Annotated in this window: 18 protein-coding genes; 11 read left to right on the forward strand and 7 right to left on the reverse strand. The window is 74.0% G+C overall.

Annotated features, from left to right (window positions below; translation table 11 throughout):
• Positions 1–34: 34 nt before the first annotated feature.
• Complete coding sequence (locus R4Z62_RS00725) at positions 35–1,492, reverse strand: amidohydrolase (protein ID WP_491518819.1); 1,458 nt, start codon at positions 1,490–1,492, stop codon at positions 35–37.
• 100 nt (positions 1,493–1,592) lie between these two features.
• Here R4Z62_RS00725 and R4Z62_RS00730 point away from each other — a divergent pair, with 100 nt between their 5' ends.
• The 4 genes from R4Z62_RS00730 to R4Z62_RS00745 all read left to right on the forward strand — a co-directional run bounded on the left by R4Z62_RS00730 (position 1,593) and on the right by R4Z62_RS00745 (position 6,111).
• Complete coding sequence (locus R4Z62_RS00730; RefSeq protein ID WP_385503245.1) at positions 1,593–2,702, forward strand: zinc-binding dehydrogenase; 1,110 nt, start codon at positions 1,593–1,595, stop codon at positions 2,700–2,702.
• 141 nt (positions 2,703–2,843) lie between these two features.
• A complete protein-coding gene (locus R4Z62_RS00735; protein WP_389595480.1) occupies positions 2,844–3,806 on the forward strand; it encodes an aldo/keto reductase in 963 nt (320 codons plus the stop codon).
• Positions 3,807–3,808: 2 nt separating this feature from the next.
• Positions 3,809–4,837, forward strand: coding sequence for an alpha/beta hydrolase fold domain-containing protein (locus tag R4Z62_RS00740; protein WP_491518820.1), 1,029 nt, complete (start codon positions 3,809–3,811; stop codon positions 4,835–4,837).
• Entirely contained in the window at positions 4,834–6,111 is a 1,278-nt protein-coding gene (locus R4Z62_RS00745; RefSeq protein ID WP_355480435.1) for a multidrug effflux MFS transporter, read from the forward strand. The genes R4Z62_RS00740 and R4Z62_RS00745 overlap by 4 nt, the downstream gene beginning before the upstream one ends.
• A 72-nt stretch (positions 6,112–6,183) precedes the next feature.
• Here R4Z62_RS00745 and hpaD read toward each other — a convergent pair whose 3' ends face one another.
• From hpaD to R4Z62_RS00765, 4 genes are all read right to left on the reverse strand, one after another.
• Positions 6,184–7,209 carry a 3,4-dihydroxyphenylacetate 2,3-dioxygenase gene (gene hpaD, locus R4Z62_RS00750; protein WP_064530915.1) on the reverse strand — a complete coding sequence of 342 codons (1,026 nt, stop codon included), beginning with the start codon at positions 7,207–7,209 and terminating at the stop codon, positions 6,184–6,186.
• 21 nt (positions 7,210–7,230) lie between these two features.
• The gene (hpaE, locus tag R4Z62_RS00755; protein ID WP_491518821.1) at positions 7,231–8,730 is read right to left on the reverse strand and encodes a 5-carboxymethyl-2-hydroxymuconate semialdehyde dehydrogenase; all 1,500 of its coding nucleotides are present in this window, start codon (positions 8,728–8,730) and stop codon (positions 7,231–7,233) included.
• Positions 8,731–8,795: 65 nt separating this feature from the next.
• Positions 8,796–9,716: a 4-hydroxy-tetrahydrodipicolinate synthase gene (dapA, locus tag R4Z62_RS00760; RefSeq protein WP_491518822.1), complete on the reverse strand. Its 921-nt coding sequence runs from the start codon at positions 9,714–9,716 to the stop codon at positions 8,796–8,798.
• A gap of 88 nt (positions 9,717–9,804) precedes the next feature.
• Positions 9,805–11,241 carry a fumarylacetoacetate hydrolase family protein gene (locus R4Z62_RS00765; RefSeq protein ID WP_491518823.1) on the reverse strand — a complete coding sequence of 479 codons (1,437 nt, stop codon included), beginning with the start codon at positions 11,239–11,241 and terminating at the stop codon, positions 9,805–9,807.
• 237 nt (positions 11,242–11,478) lie between these two features.
• On the opposite strand from R4Z62_RS00765, the gene R4Z62_RS00770 reads away from it, so the two are divergent.
• The 7 genes from R4Z62_RS00770 (at position 11,479) to R4Z62_RS00800 (ending at position 19,049) form a co-directional block, all read left to right on the forward strand.
• Positions 11,479–12,261, forward strand: coding sequence for an alpha/beta fold hydrolase (locus R4Z62_RS00770; protein ID WP_491518824.1), 783 nt, complete (start codon positions 11,479–11,481; stop codon positions 12,259–12,261).
• Between the two features lie 112 nt (positions 12,262–12,373).
• On the forward strand, positions 12,374–13,057 hold the full coding sequence (locus R4Z62_RS00775; RefSeq protein WP_389595471.1) for a GntR family transcriptional regulator: 684 nt from the start codon (positions 12,374–12,376) through the stop codon (positions 13,055–13,057).
• Positions 13,058–13,245: 188 nt separating this feature from the next.
• Entirely contained in the window at positions 13,246–14,364 is a 1,119-nt protein-coding gene (locus R4Z62_RS00780; protein ID WP_491518825.1) for a phosphotriesterase family protein, read from the forward strand.
• Positions 14,361–15,431, forward strand: a complete 1,071-nt coding sequence (locus tag R4Z62_RS00785) for a phosphotriesterase family protein (RefSeq protein WP_491518826.1) — start codon at positions 14,361–14,363, stop codon at positions 15,429–15,431. Before R4Z62_RS00780 ends, R4Z62_RS00785 begins: the two co-directional genes overlap by 4 nt.
• Before the next feature lie 79 nt (positions 15,432–15,510).
• Positions 15,511–16,491 (forward strand): alpha/beta hydrolase, encoded by a 981-nt coding sequence (locus R4Z62_RS00790; protein WP_064530922.1) that lies wholly within the window; start codon positions 15,511–15,513, stop codon positions 16,489–16,491.
• Between the two features lie 100 nt (positions 16,492–16,591).
• Positions 16,592–18,316 (forward strand): amidohydrolase, encoded by a 1,725-nt coding sequence (locus R4Z62_RS00795; RefSeq protein WP_491518827.1) that lies wholly within the window; start codon positions 16,592–16,594, stop codon positions 18,314–18,316.
• Between the two features lie 160 nt (positions 18,317–18,476).
• A complete protein-coding gene (locus R4Z62_RS00800; protein WP_064530924.1) occupies positions 18,477–19,049 on the forward strand; it encodes a MarR family winged helix-turn-helix transcriptional regulator in 573 nt (190 codons plus the stop codon).
• Between the two features lie 24 nt (positions 19,050–19,073).
• On the opposite strand, the gene R4Z62_RS00805 is transcribed toward R4Z62_RS00800, so the two are convergent.
• Positions 19,074–19,817 carry a gamma-glutamyl-gamma-aminobutyrate hydrolase family protein gene (locus tag R4Z62_RS00805; RefSeq protein ID WP_355480415.1) on the reverse strand — a complete coding sequence of 248 codons (744 nt, stop codon included), beginning with the start codon at positions 19,815–19,817 and terminating at the stop codon, positions 19,074–19,076.
• Positions 19,814–21,298, reverse strand: a complete 1,485-nt coding sequence (locus R4Z62_RS00810; protein WP_355480413.1) for an aldehyde dehydrogenase — start codon at positions 21,296–21,298, stop codon at positions 19,814–19,816. Before R4Z62_RS00810 ends, R4Z62_RS00805 begins: the two co-directional genes overlap by 4 nt.
• Between the last annotated feature and the right edge of the window lie 20 nt (positions 21,299–21,318).

Consider the following 21,318-nt stretch of genomic DNA (forward strand, 5'->3'; position numbering starts at 1 on the left):
CGGCCAATGTCCTCGTCCCTCGCCGAGTCCCCGGTCAGGCGATCTCCGCCGCCTCGACGGTCTCCGGCATCCCCGTCGTCCCGGGCGTCTGCGCCGCCTCGATCGCGCCGACGGCTCCGGCCGCCCCCCGCTCGTAGACGATCCTGCCGTCCACCACGGTCAACTCGACGCTGACGTCAGGGAGTTCGGCCGGTGCGACCGAGTACGGGTCGGTCTCCAGCACGCACAGGTCGGCGGCCATGCCCGCAGCGAGCGTGCCCTTCCAGGAGGCGGCGCGGTCCTGGCGGGCCGGCTCCACGGTGTAGCAGCGCAGCAGCCGGTCCATGCGCCGCCGCGGATCGGCGGCGGGGCCCATCCACGCGTCGGCGGCGGCGATCTGGCGCCGCCAGTCCGGCGAGAGCACCGGGGCGTCGGAGGTCAGGCAGAGCGGCACACCCGCGTCCAGCACGGCGCGCAGCGGCCAGGCCGCCGTCGCCGTGCCCTCGCCCAGCGCGGCGTCGACCAGGGGGTGGGTGCGCAGTGCGATCTCGGGCTGGGTGTCCAGACCCACTCCGAGGGCGGCCATCCGGCGCAGTTGTGGCACGGTCACCAGGTCGCCGTGGATGACGTAGTGCCCGAGGTCGACGTCGTGCTCGCGGCGGGCCTGTTCGATCGCGTCGAGCATGACATCGATGGCACGGTCGCCGGTGGCGTGGACGCCCACCTGGAGGCCGAGGCGGTGGGCGGCGAGGATCATCCGGGTCAGGTTGGCCTCGCGTTCGGTGTCGTCGGCACCCGCCACCAGCAGCTCGGGCCGGACGCCGTCCGTGTAGCAGTGGTGCGTGTAGGCCGACTTCATCGGGGGGATGCCGTCGGCGAATATCTTCACGCCGGCGAAGCGGAGCCAGCGCGGGTCGCTCGTGGTGGCGTCGGTGGCGGCGAGCCCGGCGAGGAAGTGCTCCAGGTCGCTGGGGCCGTCGAGTTCGCCGTAGAGCGAGAGCACGGTGACCCGGGCCCGCAGCAGCCCCTCGGCGGCGAGCGCGCGGTACTCCCCCACGACCGAGGCGCCGAACGCGCCGGTCGCGCCCTCGTCCTCGCCGGGACCGAGGCCCGGCTCCGTGTAGCTGGTGATGCCGAGCGAGGCGAGCAGGTCCCCGGCGCGCAGGATCGCCCGGCGGCGCTGCGCGGCGTCGAGCAGGGGGCGCTGCGGTCCGGGGCCGGGTCCCGCGTGCCCGCCGAAGAGGGTGTCCGGCCAGAGCGCGCCGAGCCAGGTGGCGTGCAGATGGGCGTCGTTGACGCCGGGCAGGACGGCCCGGCCGCCGAGGTCGACGACCGTGGTCGAGGGGCCGGTGAGCTCCCTCATCGCGCGGTCGTCGCCGATCCGTGCGACACGTCCGTCGCGGACGGCGATCGCGGTCGCCTCCTCGCCGCCCGCGCACAGGGAATGGACCACCCCGCCTCGCAGGATCAGGTCGGCCGATGCGTTGCGGGCGTCGCCGTCGGCTGTGCGCACGGGTGCTCCTCATTGCTCTCGGGGGTCTCGACATTTGAGTCGACAACCGTAGACTAACGCATCGTCGAGCCGCCGCGTGCTCGATCCGAAGGAGCATCCGATGGACCTTCCCTCCGCCACACGCGCCGCCGTCCTCACCGCGCACGGCGCCCCTCTGGAACTCACTGACCTGCCACTTCCGGCGAAACCGGAGCCGGGCGCCGCCCTCGTGCGGATCCTGTGCACGACGCTGTGCGGCACCGACATCGAGATCTGGTCGGGGAAGATGACCTTCCCCGGCATGCTGCCGATGGTGCTCGGCCACGAGATGGTCGGCGAGATCGTCGCGGTCGGCGAGGACACCCGCGACGCGCTGGGCCGCGCGCTCGGCCCCGGCGACCGCATCGGGTGGTCCGAGTCGACCTGCGGCGCCTGCCACGGCTGCACCGTGCTGCGCGAGCCGGTCGCCTGCTCCGCCCGCGGCTACGGGTTCCTCCAGCGCTCGGACGCCTGGCCGCACGCCACGGCGGGCCTGTGCGAGTACGCCTATGTGGTGCCCGGCGCCGCCAAACTGCTGCTGCCCGCCGAGACACCCGACACCTGGGCGGCGATGGCGGGGTGTGCCGCCAAGACGGTGCTCCGGGCGTTCTCCCGGGCCGGCGGGGTGCGGCCCGGCTCCCGTGTCGTGGTGCAGGGTTCGGGCGCGCTCGGCCTGTTCGCCACCGCCGTCGCCCGGATCAGTGGCGCGGGCAGCGTGGTCACCGTCGGCGCTCCCGCCTCCCGGCTGGCCCTGGCCCGCGAGTTCGGCGCCGACGAGACGGTGGACATCGCCGAGGGCTCGGCCGCCGTCGTGGACCGGGTGCGGGAACTGACCGGCGGCCACGGCGCCGACCTGGTCCTCGACTTCGCCGGCGCGCCCTCGGTCGGCCGGGAGGCCGTGGAGATGGCCGCGCAGCGCGGACGCGTCGTGATCGTCGGCAGCACCGGACCGGGCTCCGAGGCCCTCGCGCTGGGCACGGTCATGGGCAAGGAACTCACCGTCGTCGGCTCGCTCAACGGCGACATCGCCGACTACCACGACGCGATCGGCTTCTTCACCTCCTTCCGCGACCGCATGCCGTGGGACCGGCTGTTCGGCACACCCGTCGGTCTGTCCCAGGCGTCCGCCCGGATAGAGGCGATGAGCCGGCACGAGGAGATCAAGGCCGTCGTCGACCCCCGGCTGCCCTGAGACCGCCCCGACCTGCCGCGGTCCGTACCCGCACGGCGCACCCATACGGCACACCCGTACGGCGCAGCACACCCGCACAGCCGCACACAGCTCCGCACCGCTCCGTACGCCCGCGTACGGGCCCACGAGAGGAACCCACACGTGTCCCCCACGCTTCTCCCCCGCCGCCGCATCGGCAGCAGCGACCTGGAGGTGTCGCAGCTGTCCCTCGGCTCCTGGCACACCTTCGACCGGATGGACTTCGCCGACGCCGTCGCCATGGTCCGCCACGCGCTCGACCAGGGCGTCAACCTCTTCGACGTCGGCGTGTACGGCATGCCCGGCATGCCGCCCGTCTTCACCGACGTGCTGTGGGGCGCGATCATGCGGGCGGTCGGCGTCCCCCGCGCCGACTACCTGGCCTCCGTGAAACTGTGGATCGAGGGCTTCGGCGCCGAGGGCTTCGCCCCGCAGCTGGAGAACGCGTTCCTGCGCACCGGTCTCGAACACGCGGACCTGGTGATCCTCGGCGACCTGCGCCGCGACGACGTACGCCTGGAGGACCTGGTCGGCGACCTCGCCGCGCTCACCGAGGCCGGGCTGATCCGCGCCTGGGGCGTCAACAACTGGTCGGCCTCGAACGTACGCGCCCTGCGCCGTATCGCCGCCGAGCAGGGGGTGCCCGGACCGCAGATCGCCCAGCTGAAGTACAGCCTGGCGCGCCGTTCCATCCCCGACGGGGAGCCGTTCGCCGAGCTGTTCGCCGACGGGTTCGCCATGCAGGCCTCCGATGTGCTGGAGGGCGGCATCCTGGCCGGGCGGACCGCCCCGGAGCGCGAGATCGGCCGCGATCCCGGCGGCATCCGGGACGCCATCGTGGCGACCGTCCCGGCTCTGACCCGGCTCGCCGACAAGCTCGGCACCACCTGCGCCCAGCTCGCCGTCGCCTTCACCCTCACCCACCCGGCCAATGTGACGACCCTGGTCGGTGCCAGCCGACTGGAGCAGGTGCGGCAGAACATCGGCGCCCTGGAACTGCTGCGCCGGGTGGGCGCCGAGGAACTGCGCGCCCTGGCCGAGCCGTTCTGGGCCGACCGCGACGCCGTCGACCCGGAAGGCCCCTGACCGTGACCACGACCGCACCGCGCACCCCGGGCGGGGAGCGCACACCACGCCCGCGCCCCGTCCCCTACGACCCGGAGCTCGAACCGGGCCTCGCGCACTGCCGCGAGCTGATCGAACGCATCCCGCTGCGCGCCGGGACGATCCTCGCCAACCGCGCGCACTTCGCCACACTGGTGCCCTCCGCCGAGGAGGTGATCGGCGACCTGCCCGTCACCTACGAGCATGTCGCCGCGCCCGGTCCGGCCGGGGCGCCGGACGTGGAGCTGACCGTGCTGCGGCCGCGCGGCACGGTACGCGACGCGCCGGGCCTCTACTCGGTCCACGGCGGCGGCATGGTCCTCGGCAACCGGTTCTTCGGGCTCGCCGGTCTCGTCGAGGACGTCCTGCGCTACGGCGCGGTCGCGGCCACCGTGGAGTACCGCCTCGCCCCGGAGCATCCCGCGCCCGCCGCCGCCGAGGACTGCTACGCGGGTCTGCTCTGGTTCGCCGGGCACGCCGCCGAGCTGGGCGTCGATCCGGCCCGCGTCGTCGTCGGCGGCGCGAGCGCGGGCGGCGGCCTGAGCGCGGCGGTCGCGCTGATGGCCCGGGACCGCGGCGGCCCCGCCCTCGCGGGCCAGCTGCTGGACTGCCCGATGCTCGACGACCGCAACGAGACGGTCTCCAGCCGGCAGTACGACGGCATCGGCATCTGGGACCGCGCCAACAACGACACCGCCTGGACCGCGCTGCTCGGCGCGGACCGGGGCACGGACGCGGTGTCGCCGTACGCGGCTCCCTCGCGCGCGCGTGACCTGTCCGGGCTGCCGCCCGCCTTCGTGTCGGTCGGGGCCGCCGAGGTGTTCCGCGACGAGGCGGTCGACTACGCCACCCGGATCTGGGCGACGGGCGGGCAGGCCGAACTGCATGTGTGGTCCGGCGGCTTCCACGGCTTCAGCGGCTTCTCCCCGGACGCCGAGGTGTCCCGGGCGGCCGGGGCCGTGCGCCACTCGTGGCTGGAGCGCGTCCTCGGCGTCACCGGCCGGTCCCGATGACGGCGGACACGATCAGCGGCGCGCGCCCGATGAGCGCGCGCCGCGCCGCGTTCGTGCTCGGTTCGCTGGAGGTGTTCGGGCCGCTGTCCATGGATCTGTCGATGCCGCTGCTGCCCCGGCTCGCCAGGGACCTGCACACCAGCGACAGCCTCGCCCAGGCGTCGATGTCGGTGTGCATGCTGGGGCTGGCCTTCGGCCAGTTGGTGGCGGGTCCGCTCAGCGACCGCCTGGGCAGGCGCCGGCCGCTGCTGTGGGGCATCGCGCTGTTCGCGGTGTTCTCGCTGCTGTGCGCGCTCGCCCCGACGATCGAGGTGCTCCTCGTGACACGTTTCCTGCAAGGTGTCACGGGCTCGGCGGGTGTCGTGATCGCGCTGGCCGCCGCGCGGGACATCGCCTCGGGCATCGAACTGGCGCGGCTGCTGAGCCTGCTGGGGCTCGTCGGCGCGCTGGCGCCGATCCTGGCCCCGGTCGCGGGCGGGCAGCTCACCGCGGTGCTGGACTGGCGCGGGCTGTTCGTGGTGCTCGCCGCCGTGGGCGCCGCCCTGCTGGCGGTCGCCGCGACGCTGCTGCCGGAGACGCTGCCCGCCGCCCTGCGGCATCCGGGCGGGTTCGGCGACACCGGGCGGCGGTTCGCCGTGGTGCTGCGCGACCGCCTGTTCGTCTGCTATCTGCTGGTGGGAGCGTGCACCGGTACGGCCTTCTTCACCTACCTCGCGTCCATCAGCTTCGTGCTCCAGGACGGTTTCCACCTCGGCCCGCGTGCGTTCAGCGCGGTCTTCGCGGCCAACGCGGTCGTCGCGGTGCTCGGTTCCCTGTGCAACCGTGCCGTGGTGCGCCGGGCCGGGCCCGTGCGCATGTATGTGGCGGGCACGACGGCGACGGCCGTGGCCGCCCTGGGACTGCTGCTCGCGGTGCTCGCCGGGGCGGGCCTGGCCGTCGTGCTGGTGCTGCTCGCGCTGGTGCTGTTCTGCTACGGCGTCATCAGCCCGAACAGCTCGGCGCTGGCGCTCGCCGGGCACGGTGAGCGCGCCGGGACGGCGGCGGCCCTGCTCGGCATGTCGGCCTTCGCCGTGGGCCCCGTGGTGGCGCCCCTGGTCTCGCTCGGCGGCAGCGCCGAGACGACCATGGCCGTCACCATGGCGGCGGCCACCGCCGTGGCCGGTGTGCTGGTCTGGACGACCGTGCTGCCCCGGCTGCGCCGCGCCGGGGAAACCGCGCCGGCCGGCGGGCCCGGGGACAGGAACACGCTGAAGCGGCCCGGCGTGCCGCGCTGACGGCGACCTGGGCGCAGGCGAAGACACGTGTGCCGGGTGGCGGAGCGTTCCGCCACCCGGCACATCCGTGTGTCAGTCGTCCTGCTTGACCGGGTCGACGATGCCGAGGCCGTCGGCGCCGACCTGGACGGCGGACTCGTCCAGCACGGCCTCGACGACGGGCTGGGGCCTGCCGTCGAGGTCCAGGACCGGGGCCGCCTCCTTGTACCAGGACTCGATCACCGCGTTGCCCCAGAAGTCGCGGCGGCGGTCGTCGTGGACGTTCCACCGGTACGTCTCGTGGTCGGGGTCGCCGGTGTAGTAGTCGGAGGTGTAGATCTCCACCCGGTGGCCGTCCGGGTCGCGCAGATACAGGTAGAAGGCGTTGGAGACACCGTGCCGGCCGGGGCCGCGCTCGATGTGGTGCTCCTTGCGCAGGGAGCCGAAGATGTCGGCGGTGCGCAGCACGTGGTGGGACTCGTGGGTGGCCACACCCACGTGGTGCAGCCGGGGTCCGGCGCCGCCGGTGAAGGCGACGTCGTGGACGGTCTGCTTGCGGTACATCCAGGCCGCGTACAGCTCGTGCTCGTCGCCCTCGATGGTCTCCGAGCAGCCGAAGCCGAGCGCCTGGTAGTGGGCGTAGGCGGCGGGTATGTCGGGGGTGCAGATGTTGAAGTGGTCCAGGCGGGCGATCTCGGCGCCGCGGCGCAGGTCGTAGCGCTGGATGAGGCGCTCGGCGCGGTCGATGTCGTGGAAGAACTCCACCGGGAAGCCGAGCGGGTCGACGACGCGTACGGCGTCGCCCACACCGGGGGTGCCCTGTCCCCTGGGGACGCGGCGGACCGGGCGGCCGAGCGCGGTGAAGTACTCCTCGGCGCGGTCGACGTCCTCGGGGGTGCGCACCCGGTAGGCGAGGTGGTCCAGGGCGGCCGTCCCGCCCTGCCGAAGCACGAGCGAGTGGTGGGTGAGTTCGTCGGTGCCGCGCAGGCAGAGCATCGCCTCGTCCTCGTACTGGACGTGGAAGCCGAGCATGTCGCACCAGAACCAGCGCGCCTTGGCCAGGTCGGTGACGACGAGCTGGGCGTAGGCGGAGCGGACGACGTCGGGAGGTGTACTCATGGGGGTGCTACTCCTTCGCGGTCAGGACGCGCCGAAGCGGGGTGTGTGCACCTCGCCGAGCATCACATGGACGATCTTCGACTCGGTGTAGAAGTCGATACTATGCGCGCCGCCCTCGCGTCCGAGGCCCGAGGCCTTCACTCCGCCGAAGGGAGTGCGCAGGTCGCGGACGTTGTGCGAGTTGATCCAGACCATGCCGGACTCGACGGCGTGGGCGATGCGGTGGCCGCGCTTGAGGTCGGACGTCCACACATACGCGGCCAGTCCGTACTGGGTGGCGTTGGCCAGGGCGACGGCCTCGGCCTCGTCGTCGAAGGGCGCGACGGCGACGACCGGGCCGAAGATCTCCTCCTGGAAGATACGGGCGTCGCGGGGTACGTCGGCGAAGACGGTGGGCTGGAGGTAGTTGCCCTCGGGCAGGTGTGCCGGACGTGTCCCGCCGGCCACCAGCTTGGCCTCCTGCTGTCCGATCTCCACGTACTCCAGCACACGTGCGTAGTGCTCGGGGTGGACGAGCGCGCCGACCTCGGTGGCCGGGTCGGCGGGCGGGCCGACCTTGACCCGCTCGGCGCGCTCGGCCAGGCGGCGGGTGAACTCCTCGTACACGGGGCGTTCCACGAGGACGCGGGAGCCCGCGGTGCAGCGCTCGCCGTTGAGCGAGAAGACGCCGAAGACGACGGAGTCGAGGGCCGCGTCCAGGTCGGCGTCGGCGAAGAGCACGACCGGGGACTTGCCGCCCAGCTCCATCGACGTGGTCTTGAGCCGGTCGGCGGAGCTGCGGACGATGTGCCGGCCGGTGTCGGTGGAGCCGGTGAAGGAGATCAGCGGCACGTCCGGGTGGTCGACCAGGGCCTGTCCGGCCTCCTCGCCGATGCCGTGCACGATGTTGACCACACCGGCGGGCACCCCGGCCTCGTCGAGGATCTGCGGCCACAGGCTCGCGGACAGCGGGGTCCACTCGGCGGGCTTGAGGACGAGGGTGCAGCCGGAGGCCAGCGCCGGGGCCAGCTTCCAGCTCTCCAGCATGAACGGGGTGTTCCACGGGGTGATCAGGCCCGCCACGCCGACCGGGGTGCGCACCACGTAGTTGATCTGCTGGTCACCGGCCCGGAACGCCTCCTCGCCGAGGGCGACGATGACGTCGGCGAAGTAGCGGAAGTTCTCCGCGGCCCGCCGCGCCTGCCCCTTGGCCTGGGTGATGGGCAGCCCGGAGTCGAAGGTCTCCCAGGCGGCCAGACGCTCCTCGTGCGCCTCGACGGCGTCGGCGATGCGGTACAGGATGCGGGCGCGTTCGCGGTTGCCCAGCTTCGACCAGGCGGGGAAGGCGGCGCGGGCCGCGGCGACGGCACGGTCCACGTCGGCGGACGCGCCGGCGGCGGCGGAGGCGTAGGGGGCGTTGGACACGGGGTCGCAGACCGGGAAGGTACGGCCGTCGGCGCTCGGGGTGAGTTCACCGCCGATCCAGTGCTGGATCTGCTCGGGCAGGTCGGCCGGGCGTGGGGCCGGCGTGTCGGTGCTCATGGCGTCTCTCTTCGTTCGCGGGGGTTCGTGCGCAGGGGTTCGTTCGCGGGGCTTCGTTCGCGGGGTCAGAGCTGCTGGGTGAGATCGCCACCCTCGGCGAGCAGGGCGCGGATGCGCGTCAGGCCGTCCTCGGTGGGGCCGGTGAGCGGCGGGCGGACGTGGGCGGAGGCGATCCGGCCCTGCTGGGCGAGCACCCACTTGGCCGGGGCCGGGTTGGTCTCGACGAACAGCAGGTCGACCAGCGGGTGCAGCCGGTAGTGCAGGTCGCGGGCGGCGTCGAAGTCGCCGGCCTCCCACAGCTCGTACATGCGGGCCACGGCGGCGGGCGCGAGGTTGGCCACCGCGGAGACGAATCCGGCGCCGCCGAGCGCGAGCAGCGGCAGGCACAGCAGCTCGATCCCGGACCACACGAGCAGGTCGCGGCCGCAGGCATGCAGGACGCGGGAGAAGTGCTCGAAGTCCTTGGTGGTCTCCTTGACGCCGACGAAGTTGTCGAAGTCGGTGAAGAGCCGCTTGACGGTCCCGGGCGCGATGTCGACGGCGGTGCGCGAGGGCACGTTGTAGGCGACCAGCGGCAGGTCGGGGAACTCGCGCGCCACCGTGGCGTACCACTGGTACAGGGCTTCCTGGGTGGGCCGGGCGTAGTACGGGGTGATGACGAGGGCGGCGTCCGCGCCCAGGTCCCGCGCGGCGGCGGTGATCTCCAGGGTCTCGTCCAGCTTGTGCGAGCCGGTGCCGGGCAGGAACGGCACCCGGTCGCCGATCTCGTCGGCCGCGGTGCGCATCGCGGCGATGCGTTCGGCCGCGCTCTGCGCGGACGGCTCGCCGGTGGAGCCGCCCAGCGAGATGCCGTGCGAGCCGGACTCCAGCTGCCAGCGGATCAGTGCGCGCAGGCTGTCGTGGTCGACGGCGCCCTCGTCGGTGAACGGGGTGACGACGGGGGCGATGGACCCGCGGATGGTGGCGGGGTCGGTGCGGAACTTCATGTGCTGCTCCGGTGCGTGGAAGGCGGTGGGTGTGGGCGGGGCGGGGTGGGACGGGTGGCGGATTCGGGGGACGCGGGCGCGGGCGCGGTCAGGACCGGGTCTCGCGCCACTGCCGGTAGGCGTCCTGCCGGGCGGGGCCGAGCGGGTACAGGCCCTCGATGGGCTCGCCCGCCGCCACCTGTTCGGCGATGTAGCGCTCCTGGAGTTCCTGCTCGGCGCTGTCGGCGGCGAGCTGCTCGGCCAGGTCGGGCGGGACGACGACCACGCCGTCGGCGTCGCCGACGAGGATGTCGCCGGGCTGTACGAGCGCTCCGCCGCAGGCCACGGGCACGCCGGTGTCCCAGGGGACATGGCGGCGGCCCAGGACCGCGGGGTGCTCGGCGGCGTAGTACGTGGGCAGGTCGAGGGCGGCGACGGCGGCGCTGTCGCGCAGGGCGCCGTCGGTGACGATGCCGGCCGCGCCGCGCATCTTGGCGCGCAGGGCCAGGATGTCGCCGATGGTTCCGGCGGTGGGGTCGCGGCGGGCGTCCATGACGAGCACCTGGCCGGGGCGCAGTTCCTCCACGGCGCGCTTCTGGGCGTTCATGCCGTTGCCGTACTTCTGGAACAGGTCCTCGCGCAGCGGCAGATAGCGCAGGGTGTGGGCGGTGCCGACCAGGGTGTCGCCGGGGCGGGTGGGGCGCACGCCGTCGATCGTCATGTGCTGGAGTCCGCGCTTGCGCAGCTGCGAGCTGAGGGTGGCGGTGGCGACGGAGCGCAGCGCGTCGGCGAGGCGCGGGTCCAGCGCGGGTCCGGGCAGGTGTCCGGGGCCCCAGGCGTCGGCGCGCACCGCGGTGTCGACGCGGGGCATCGCGCCCCAGTCGGCCAGGTCCTGGGCGGCCTCGGTCACCGTGTTGCGCAGCCGTCCGGTGGACAGTTCCCGGTCCGGGTCGCCGACCTCCACCTCGACGACGTCGCCGGGCGAGACGACGGAGGCGCCGGCCGGGGTGCCGGTGAGGATGACGTCGCCCGGTTCCAGGGTGACGAGCCGGGAGAGGTCGGCGATCAGGGTGCCGAACGGGAAGAGCAGGGTGCTGGTGTCGGCGTCCTGCACGAGTTCGCCGTTGACCCAGGTGCGCAGCCGCAGGGCGGCCGGGTCGAGCCGGGTGGCGTCCAGCAGCCGGGGACCGAGCGGGGTGAAGCCGTCGGCGCCCTTGGAGCGCAGGTTCGAGCCGCGGTCGGCGTGGCGGAGGTCGTAGACGCCGGCGTCGTTCGCCGCGGTCACCCAGGCGACGTGGCTCCAGCCCTGCTCGGGGGTGACCCGGTGCGCGTGGCGGCCGATGACGAGGGCGATCTCGCCCTCGAAGCCCATGAGTTCGCAGCCGGCCGGGCGCACCAGGGGGTCGCCGGTGCCGGACAGGGAGGAGGGCGGCTTGAGGAAGTAGGACGGCTGGGCGGGGATCCGTCCGCGCTCCTTCGCCCGGCTCGGGTAGTTGAGATGGACGGCGATGATCTTCGACGGCTGGGTTCCCAGCGGGTGCGGCATGGGAGTTCTCCTGGGGCGTGAGCGGCGGCGGGGGCCGGTCGAGGAGGGTGGTGCCGGTCGCCGCCGGGGTGACCGGGGTTGGCCGGCCGGAAGGCGGCTCATGGAGATACCGGGAGGCCGGGGCGAGCGCGGTGGCCTCAATAATCGTATACGCTATCATGCATGATCTAGAGTGGAAGAGGCACTGTGATGACAGTGACACCACCTTCGGAACTCCCAGTGAGGGGCGCCCACACGATGCAAGGTCGAACCGGTCCGGCCGTCCGTACGTTCACTCCCGGCACTCCCGGCACTCCCGGCACTCCCGGCACCTCCTCCCCCGGCCCGGCCGCCGCCGCGCCGCCGGTGCTGCTTCTGCACGGCTTCGGCTCCGACGGGGACAGGGACTGGGTCGCGACCGGGACCGTCCGGGCGCTGACGGACGCCGGACGGACGGTGCTCGTGCCCGACCTGCCCGGCCACGGGGACAGCCCCGCGCCGTCGGCGGCGGCCGAGGCGGGTGCCCCGGCGCTGGCCGCGGCCCTGCTGACGGTGCTGGACGAGGCGGGTGCCACGGCGTTCGACGCCGTCGGCTACTCGCTGGGCGCGCGGCTGCTGTGGGAGCTGGCCGGGGCGGCGCCCGACCGGCTGCGCCGGGCGGTGCTCGGCGGGCTCAGCCCGGCCGAGCCCTTCGAGGCGGTGGACGTCCGGGCGCTGCACCGCGCGGTCGCCGACGGCACCGAACCGGCCGATCCCTTCACGGCGATGATCGCCGGCATGGTCCGCGCCCACGGGGACCGGGCGGCCGGTCTGGCGCTGTGCGTCGAGGGCCTGCGCGGCACGCCGTTCGCCCCGCAGGGCTGGGCCGGGGCGACCCCGCCGGTCTTCGTCGTCGGCGCCGACGACGTGATGACCCGGGGGATCGAGCGTATCGTCGCCGGCATCGAGGGGGCGGAGCTGACCACGGTGCCCGGCGGCCATCAGGACGCCCTGGCCGGCGCCGCCTTCCGCCGTACGGTCCTGGAGGTCCTCGCCCGGTGACCGGGCTCAGGACCGGGTGCGGCGCGGCCGGTGCCGATGCGCCGGGGACCGCCGACCGCGTACAGTTCCGGGGCCGCGCCAGGGCCGGCCGGACCAGGACGAGGGGACAGCGATGAGTGTCACGCAGAAACAGACCCGGGCCAAGGGGTCGAAGGCCGAGGTCAGTTACGAGCTGCTGCGCTCGCGCATCCTCGACGGCACCTACGGTCCCGGCTACCGGCTGGTCCTCAGCCGGCTCGCGCGGGAGACCGGGGTGAGCACCATCCCGCTGCGCGAGGCGCTGCGCCGGCTCCAGTCCGACGGGCTCGTCGAGGTCGAGCGCAACATCGGCGCCCGGGTGGCGGTCTTCGACGCGGCGCAGGTGGAGCACTCCTTGCAGGTCCTGGCCCGGCTGGAGGGGTACGCGACCGCGATCTGCGCGCCGCACATGACGGCACGGGACATCGAGCGGTCGCGGAAGGTCAACGCCCGTATGGTCAAGGCGCTGGAGGACTTCGACCCGGCCTCCTTCACCGCGCTCAACCGGGAGTTCCACTTCTCCCTGTACGAGCACTGCCCGGACCGGCATCTGGTCGCGCTCCTGGAGGCGGAGTGGGCGCGGCTCGACCATATGCGCCGCTCCACGTTCACCTATGTCCCCGGGCGGGCCCGCCGCTCGGTCGAGGAGCACGAGCGGATGCTGGAGCTGATCGCGGCGGGCGCGCAGGCCCAGGAGATCGAACGGGTCGCGTGCGCGCACAAGATCGCCACCGCCGACGCGCTGCACCAGGCCCAGGACGCGCCCCGGACCGACTGAGCCGGTCCACCGGCCCACGGTCCACCGGTCCACCGGGGCGCGCCCCGTCTGTCGCGCCCGGCCCGCCCGTACGGGATCCGCCGCTCCCCCGGCTGATCGTCCCGCCGCCCGGCACACTCCGCGGGCGGCGGGACTTTTTCCGTGCACGATCGTATACGATTACTGATCTCATCTGCTACGTTGACCGCATGCCCACCACCGATCCGACCGCAGCAGCGGTACACCCGCCGGGAGCCGCGCGGGCAGCACGGGAGACGGTCGTCACCGTCACCGGCGAGATCGCACCGGACGCGCTCGGCCCGGTGCTCCCCCGCGAACACCTGCTGGGCGACTTCGCCCCGCCCGCCGACACCCCCGCTTCCTGGGCGGCCACCGGACGGGAGCGCCCCACCGGCGCCGGGCGGCTCGCCCTCTACCGGGCGCCGCTCACCATGGACCTGCTCGGCGAGGTGGGCATGGGGGCGCCCAACCGGGACGACTGGCTGCTCGACGACGAGGCACTGGCCACCGCCGAGGCCACCGCGCTGCGCCGCGCGGGGGGCGGCACACTGGTGGACGCCACCACCGACCCGCTCGCCCGCCGCCCTGCCGGTCTGCGCCGGATCGCCGAGGCGAGCGGTCTGCACATCGTGATGGGCAGCGGATGCCACCACCCCGGCTGGTCCGGCGAACCCGCCGGGAGCGACCCCGGCCGCCTCACCGAGGAGATCGTCCGCGACCTCACCGAGGGCGTGGACGGGGTGCGGGCCGGCATCATCGGGGCGCTCGCCGCCCTCGACCCGCGCGAGGGCGCCGAACGCGCCCTCCTCGTCGCCGCGGCACGGGCCTCGGCGGCCACCGGCGCCGCCCTGACGATCGACCGCAGCGCGGACCCGGCCGACCAGCAGCGCGTGCTCGACCTGATCGCCGAGCAGGGCACGGACCTCGCCCGGGTGGCGGTCGGACACTGCGACCCGCTCGCCCCGCGCCCCGACGACCTGGAACCCCTCCTGGAACGCGGGGTGTTCGTGCAGTTCGACCGGCTCGGCCGGCTGCCCTCGGTGCGCAGCGTCTGCGACGACCAGGACGTCGCCGCGGCCGTGCTCGAACTCGCCCGCCGGGGCCGTGCCGGACAGATCCTGCTCTCCCAGGGCGTGCGCGCCAAGTCGCAGCTGCTCGCCTACGGCGGCGGCGGATACGGCTTCGTCCTGGAGCAGTTCGTCCCCTGCCTGCGCATGCTCGGTGCCGACGACGCCCTGGTCGAGACCGTCACCGTGACGAACCCGCGCCGACTGCTCACCCTCACGACCCCGAGGACGGACCAGTGAGCCGCCACCCCTTCGACATCCCCGACCTCGCCGGACAGGTCCTCACCGTCGCGGGCCCGGTGGACCCCTCGGTGCTCGGACCGACGCTCATGCACGAGCACGTCTTCGTCGACCTGCGCCGTCCGCCGGGCTTCCGCCGGCCGGGCGAGGACGCACCCGAGGCCGCCGAACCGCTCACGCTCGCCACCCTCGCGCGCACCCGCCACGGCCGCCCGAACGCCGACAACGACATCCTGGGCGACTTCGACGAGATGCTCACCGAGGTGGCGGCCTTCGCCCACTGCGGCGGCGGCACCCTGGTCGAGGTCTCCCCCGCCGGTCTCGGCCGCGACCCCGGGTCACTGCTGCGGCTGTCCCGGGCGAGCGGACTGCACATCGTCATGGGCGGCGGCTGGTACACCCCCACGTTCCACCCCTCCGACATGGACGGGCGCACCGTCGACGAGCTCACCGGCATCCTCGTGCGCGACATCGTCCTCGGCGCCGACGGAACCGGCGTACGGTCGGGCATCATCGGTGAAGTCGGCGCGGACTCCGTGCCGTTGACCAGCAACGAGCTGAAGAGCGTCCGCGCGAGCGGCCGGGCGAGCAGGCTGACCGGCGCCCCTGTCACCTTCCATGTGGGCGGTGTCGGCGAGGACAAGTTCCGGGTGCTCGACATCCTGGACGAGGAGGGCGTCGACCCCGCCAACATCGTCCTGGGGCACGGCGGTGAGGTCCTCACCGACCCCGAGTTCGGCGAACGGGTCCTGGCCCGGGGCGTGTTCGTGGAGTTCGACTTCCTGGCGTCGCCCGGCAGCCCCTGGGGACACCTGTTCCTCACCAGTGACCACAAGGTCGCCCGGGGCATCGCCGGCCTGGTCGAACGCGGCTACGCCCGCCAGATCCTGCTCGGCCACGACGTGTGCCAGAAGATCCAGCTCAAGAAGTACGGCGGCAAGGGCTACGACTACATCCCCCGCTACTTCCTCCCCGCCCTGCGCGGCCTCGGGGTGAGCGAGCGGGACCTGCGCACGATCATGGTCGACAACCCGGCGCGCGCGCTCGCCTTCACGCACCCGGGGTGAGCCCGGCACGCCCGCCCGGCCACCCCTTCCCCACGCCGCCCCTTCCCCACCGGTCGGCCCGCACCAGGACAGGAGCACCATGTCCGTCACGCCCGTTCCCTTCGACCCGGCCCTGGAGGCGGTGCTCGACGCCATGTCCCGGGGGTCCGGCGAGGCGCCCGCACCGCCCGCGACCGTCGAGGCGATGCGCGCCTCCGCCTCCCTCGTCCCCGCCCCGCCGGTCGCCGAGGTGCTCGCCGGCCGCGGGATCGACGCCGAGGAGCGTACGGTCCCCGGGCCCGCCGGCGCGCCGGACCTGGACATCACCGTGCTGCGCCCGCGCCGCGTCACCGGGCCGGTCCCGGGGCTCTACAACATCCACGGCGGCGGCATGGTCAGCGGCCACCGCGACCAGGACACCGTACGTCTGGCCGCCCTGGTCGAGGAGTTGGGCGTGGTCGCCGTCAACGTCGAGTACCGCCTCGCCCCCGAGCACCCGGACCCGGCCCCGGTCGAGGACTGCTACGCCGGTCTGCGGTGGCTGGCGGAGCACACCGCGGAACTCGGCGTCGATCCCCACCGCCTCGTCGTCATGGGCGGCAGCGCGGGCGGCGGTCTCTCGGCGGGCGTGGCCCTGCTGGCACGCGACCGGGGCGGACCGCGCCTGGCGGGGCAGCTGCTGCTGTGCCCGATGCTCGACGACCGCAACACCACCGTCTCCAGCCACCAGTACGACGGCCTGGGCACCTGGCAGCGGGAGATGAACCTGCTGGGCTGGCGGGCGCTGCTCGGCGAGAAGGCGGGCGACGGCACGGCCGACGTGTCGGTGTACGCGGCCCCCGCGCGGGCGGCCGATCTGTCGGGCCTGCCGCCCGCGTTCGTCGAAGCGGGCAGCGCGGAGCTGTTCCGCGACGAGGACGTGGCCTACGCGACCCGCATCTGGGCCACCGGCGGCCAGGCGGAACTGCACATCTGGCAGGGGGCGTTCCACGGCTTCGACGTGTTCGCCCCCGACCACGAGGTGACCCGCGCCGCCCTGGCCGCGCGCCGGTCCTGGCTCCGGCGCGTACTGGACCTCTGACTTCTCCCACTCCTCCTGGTTCTCTCCGCTTCCCTCCCCCTCTCTGCCCCCTCATTCTCCTCCCCCTCTTCCTCTGCCTCCTCTGCAAGAAAGGCCGCCGATGCCAACGACAGCGGACCTCATCCTGACCGGCGGCGACGTGCTGACCATCGACGACGACTTCTCCGTGGCCCAGGCGGTGGCCGTGGCGGGCGACCGGATCCTCGCCGTGGGAAGCGACGCGGAGATCACCGCGCTGGCCGGACCGGACACCCGGGTCATCGACCTCGCCGGGCGGACCGTGCTGCCCGGGATCAACGACTCCCATCTGCACGCCGCCGCCTGGGCGTTGACCCGGCCGCCGTTCGCGCTGAGCCTCGGGCATCCGGAGGTCCGGTCGATCGCCGACGTCGCCGAGGCCGTACGGCAGGCCGCGGCCACCACTCCCGCCGGGCAGTGGATCACCGGCCTCGGCTGGGACGTCGGCTACCTCGCCGAGTGCCTGGCCGACCCGGCCCGCCGCCCCGCCCGCGGTGACCTGGACGCCGCCGCCCCCGATCACCCGGTCTGCCTGACCGACTTCTCCGGCCACATGGTCTGGGTGAACTCCAGGGCGCTCGAACTCGCCGGGATCGCCCGCGGCGGCGAGCCGCCGGCCGGCGGGGTCATCGAGACCGACGCCGACGGGGAGCCCACCGGCATCCTGAAGGAGACGGCCCAGGCGCTGGTGCAGGAGCTGATCCCGCCCGCGACCGTGGCCCAGCGCAGGACGGCGATCCGGGCGGCCGTGGCCGCCCTGCACGCCGAGGGCATCACCAGCTACACCGAGCCGGGACTCGGTCCGGGCGGCGCCCAGATCCTCGGCGGCGGCCTGGACACCGGCACGCTCCACGCGTACGTCGAGCTGGCCCGCGACGGCGAACTGGCCGCCCGCGTACGGGTCCTGCTGCTCCCCGCGCCGATGGGCGGCTCGGCGGCCGATGTCACCGAGGGACTGGCCGGGCTCGCCGTGCCGGACGACGTGGACCCGCAACGGCTGGCCGTCATCGGGGTCAAGGTGTTCGCGGACGGGGTGCCGCCCAACGAGACCGCGTGGATGAGCGAACCGTACGCGGGCGGCGGCCACGGCGGGCTGTGCGTGCACGGCGCCGACGCCGGTCTGAAGGAGGCCGAACTCGCCGAGATGATCCGGGTCGCCCACGCGGCCGGGCACCAGCTCGGGGTGCATGTCACCGGCGACCGGGCCATCGACGCGGTGGTCGACGCCTTCGTCGCCGCCGACCGGGCCCACCCGCGCTCCGACGCCCGGCACTACGTCATCCACGGCGACTTCGCCTCCCCCGCGAGCCTGGAGAAGCTGGCCGCGCACGGCTACGGCATCAACATGAACCCGGCCATCAAGTGGACCATCGCCGACCTGATGGACGACGTCGTCGGCGGCGAACGGTCCGACTACCAGTGGCCGGTGCGTACCGCCGCCGAGGCGGGCATCGCGGTCTGCGCCAGCTCCGACGCCCCCATCACCGCACCCAACTGGCGCCAGGGCGTGGCCGCCATGATGCTGCGCGAGTCCAAGGCCACCGGGCGGGTCAGCGGCCCCGGGCAGTGCGTCCCCCTGGAGACGGCGCTGCGCGCCTACACGGTCAACGCGGCACGGCAGGACTTCGCCGAGTCCTGGAAGGGAACCCTGGAGGCGGGCAAGGCCGCCGACCTGTGCGTCCTCGGCGGCGATCTGCGCGCCGCCGACCCGCACGACATCCCCGGGCTCGACATCGACCTGACCGTCTTCGACGGCCGGATCGTGTACGAACGCGACCGGAGCACGCGCGGACAGCGGAAGCGGTGACCGCGCCGCGCGCCGTCCGTCCCGTGTGACCGGCCGGCCCGGCGCCGGGGGCCTTCCCGGTCTCCTCCGGCCCCGGGCCGGCCACGCCCGTACAATTCGTTCCCGAACGACCGGCCGGACCGACACGCCGCCCGGTGCTGTCCAGACCCAGGGAGCACGCTTGCCCGGCCAGCGATCCATCACCGAAGCGGAGAAGCTCGCGGAGGCCAAGCTGGGCGGCATCGCCGTCCAGCGGGAGCAGATGGCGGCCGTGGCCAACATCTACCGGGCCGCCTCCACCGTGCGCCACCACCTGGAGAACTCCGTACTGCGCGGCTCGAACCTCACCTGGACCGCGTTCGTGGTGCTCTGGGTGGTGTGGGTGTGGGGCGAGTCGGAGACCCGGCACGTCGCCGAGGAGGCGGGCATCTCCAAGGGCACCCTCACCGGTGTGGCCCGCACCCTGGAGTCGCGGGGGCTGCTGCGCCGGGCGGGGCACCCCACCGACGGACGGCTCGTGCTGCTGAGCCTGACAGAGGAGGGCGAGGAGTTCATGCGCCGGGTCTTCCCCGCGTTCAACGACGAAGAGGCCTTCGTCACCTCGCGGTTGACCACCGAGGAGTGCAGCGGCCTGGCGGCCGCCCTGCGGCGTGTGGTCCTCCAGGTGGAGCAGCACGGCGAGGACCGCCGCAGGTCGCTGCTGGAGGGCGCCGAGCTGGCGCCGCGGCGCGGCGGGCGGCGCGCCAAGGGCTGAACCGCCGCCCGCCGCGCCGCCCGGTCAGCGGGGGTCGCGCGCGGCGGCGACCAGCGCGTCGAACAGCCGCTGCTGGGCGGGGTCCTCGCGGGCCGTGTCCTCCGGGTGCCACTGCACGGCCAGGAACCAGCCGCCGATCCCGGCCGCCGCCTCGACCGCCTCCACGGTGCCGTCGGCGGCGTACGCGGTGGCGGTCAGGCCGCTCCCCAGCCGGTCGACGTGCTGATGGTGGTAGCAGGAGGCTTCGGCCTTGTCGGCTCCGGTGACGGCGGCGACGGCGGATCCGGGGGTGAGGGACACCGGGTGGCGCAGATGCCGGTGCTCGCGGCCCGGCCCGCCCATGTCCTGGTGCAGGGTGCCGCCGAGGGCGGTGTTGACCACCTGGAGGCCCCGGCAGACCGCCAGCAGCGGCAGCTTCAGCGCGAGTGCCTGCCGGGCCACCTCCAGGTCGAAGGCGTCCTGTTCGTCGTCCACGTCGTAGACGGCCTCGTGCGCCTCGTGCGCCCCGTAGCGGTGGGGCGCCAGGTCCCCGCCGCCGGGGAGCAGGACTGCGTCGAAGCGGGCGAGCCGGGCGGCTGCCTGGGCCGGGTCGCAGACGCCGCCGGGGGCGTGGGGGTGGATGGTGGCGGGCTCGCCGCCCGCCCGCCAGACGGCCTCGACAAGGGCGCGGGCGTTGACCTCGGCCGCGTGGCGCAGCGCCGAGGCGGAGGCGGAGAAGCGGGCCGGGACTGCGATGAGGGGCCGGCGGGCGGCGCGGGTGTCGTTCACAGCTGGATCCAGGTGGTCTTCAGTTCGGTGTACTTCTCCAGGGCGTGCACGGACTTGTCCCGTCCGTTGCCCGACTGCTTCATGCCGCCGAAGGGCACGGTGAGGTCGCCCTCCTCGTAGCAGTTGACCCAGACGGTGCCGGCCCGCAGGGCGCGGGAGACGCGGTGGGCGGTGGACAGGTCGGTGGTCCACAGTCCGGCGGCGAGTCCGTAGTCGGTGGCGTTGGCGAGGGCCACGGCCTCGTCGAGGTCGTCGAAGGCGAGGACGGACAGGACGGGCCCGAAGATCTCCTCGCGGGCGAGCGCGCTGTCCGGTGCGACGCGGTCGAAGACGGTGGGCTGGAGATACGTGCCTCCGGTGCCGGTCAGGGTGCGCTCTCCGCCGGTACGCAGCCGGGCGCCGGAGCCGGTACCGGCCCTGATGTGTCCGAGTACGCGGTCGAGGTGGTCGCGGCCGACCAGCGCGCCCATCTCGGTGGCCGGGTCGAGGGGGTCTCCGACGCGCAGGGTGCGGGCGCGGGCGACGACGGCGTCGGTGACGCGTTCGGCGACGGAGGTGTGCACCAGCAGCCGGGAGGGCGCGGTGCACATCTCGCCCTGGTTGAAGAAGATGCCCCAGGCGGCGGTGGCGGCGGCCCGGTCCAGGTCGGGGGCGTCGGGCAGGACGATGTTGGGTGACTTGCCGCCCAGTTCGAGCCAGACCCGCTTGAGGTTGGAGTCGGCGGCGTAGCGCAGGAAGTGGCGGCCGACGGCGGTCGAGCCGGTGAAGGCGAGGACGTCGACGCCGGGATGGAGGCCGAGGGCCCGTCCGGCGCCTGGTCCGTCGCCGTTGACGACGTTGAGGACACCGGGCGGCAGGCCCGCCTCGGCGGCGGTGCGGGCGAGTGCCAGGGCGGACAGCGGTGAGTGCTCCGAGGGCTTGAGGACGACCGTGCAGCCGGCGGCGAGGGCGGGGGCGATCTTCCAGCCGGCCAGGGTGAGGGGGAAGTTCCAGGGGACGACGGCGCCCACGACGCCCGCCGGTTCGCGGGTGACCAGGGCCAGGGCGTCGGGCGCGGTGTGCGGGGACTCGTCGGTGAGCTTGTCGGCGAGCTGACCGTACCAGCGGAAGGTGTTGATCAGGGCGCGCAGTTCGATGTCGTGGGCGTCGCTGATCGGCTTGCCCATCTCCAGGCTCACGGTGAGGGCGAGGTCCGCCCGGCGCTGTTCGATCAGGTCGGCCACGCGCAGCAGGGTCCGGCCGCGTTCGGCGGGTGCCAGGCGCGGCCAGGGGCCGTCGTCGAAGGCGCGGCGGGCCGCGGCGACGGCCAGGTCCACCTGGGCCGCGTCCGCGTCGGCCACCTCGGCGAGCACCTGGCCGTCCCTCGGGGAGACGACGGCGAAGGTGCGGTCCGCCGCGTGGTCGCGGCCGTCGATGACGTGTGCGCCGTTCAGCCGGAGCGCCGTGGCCCGGCGGATCCAGTCGTCGTGGGTGGCGTCCACCGTGCGTCCTCTTTTCGTGG

Source organism: Streptomyces sp. PL-25 (assembly GCF_058344915.1).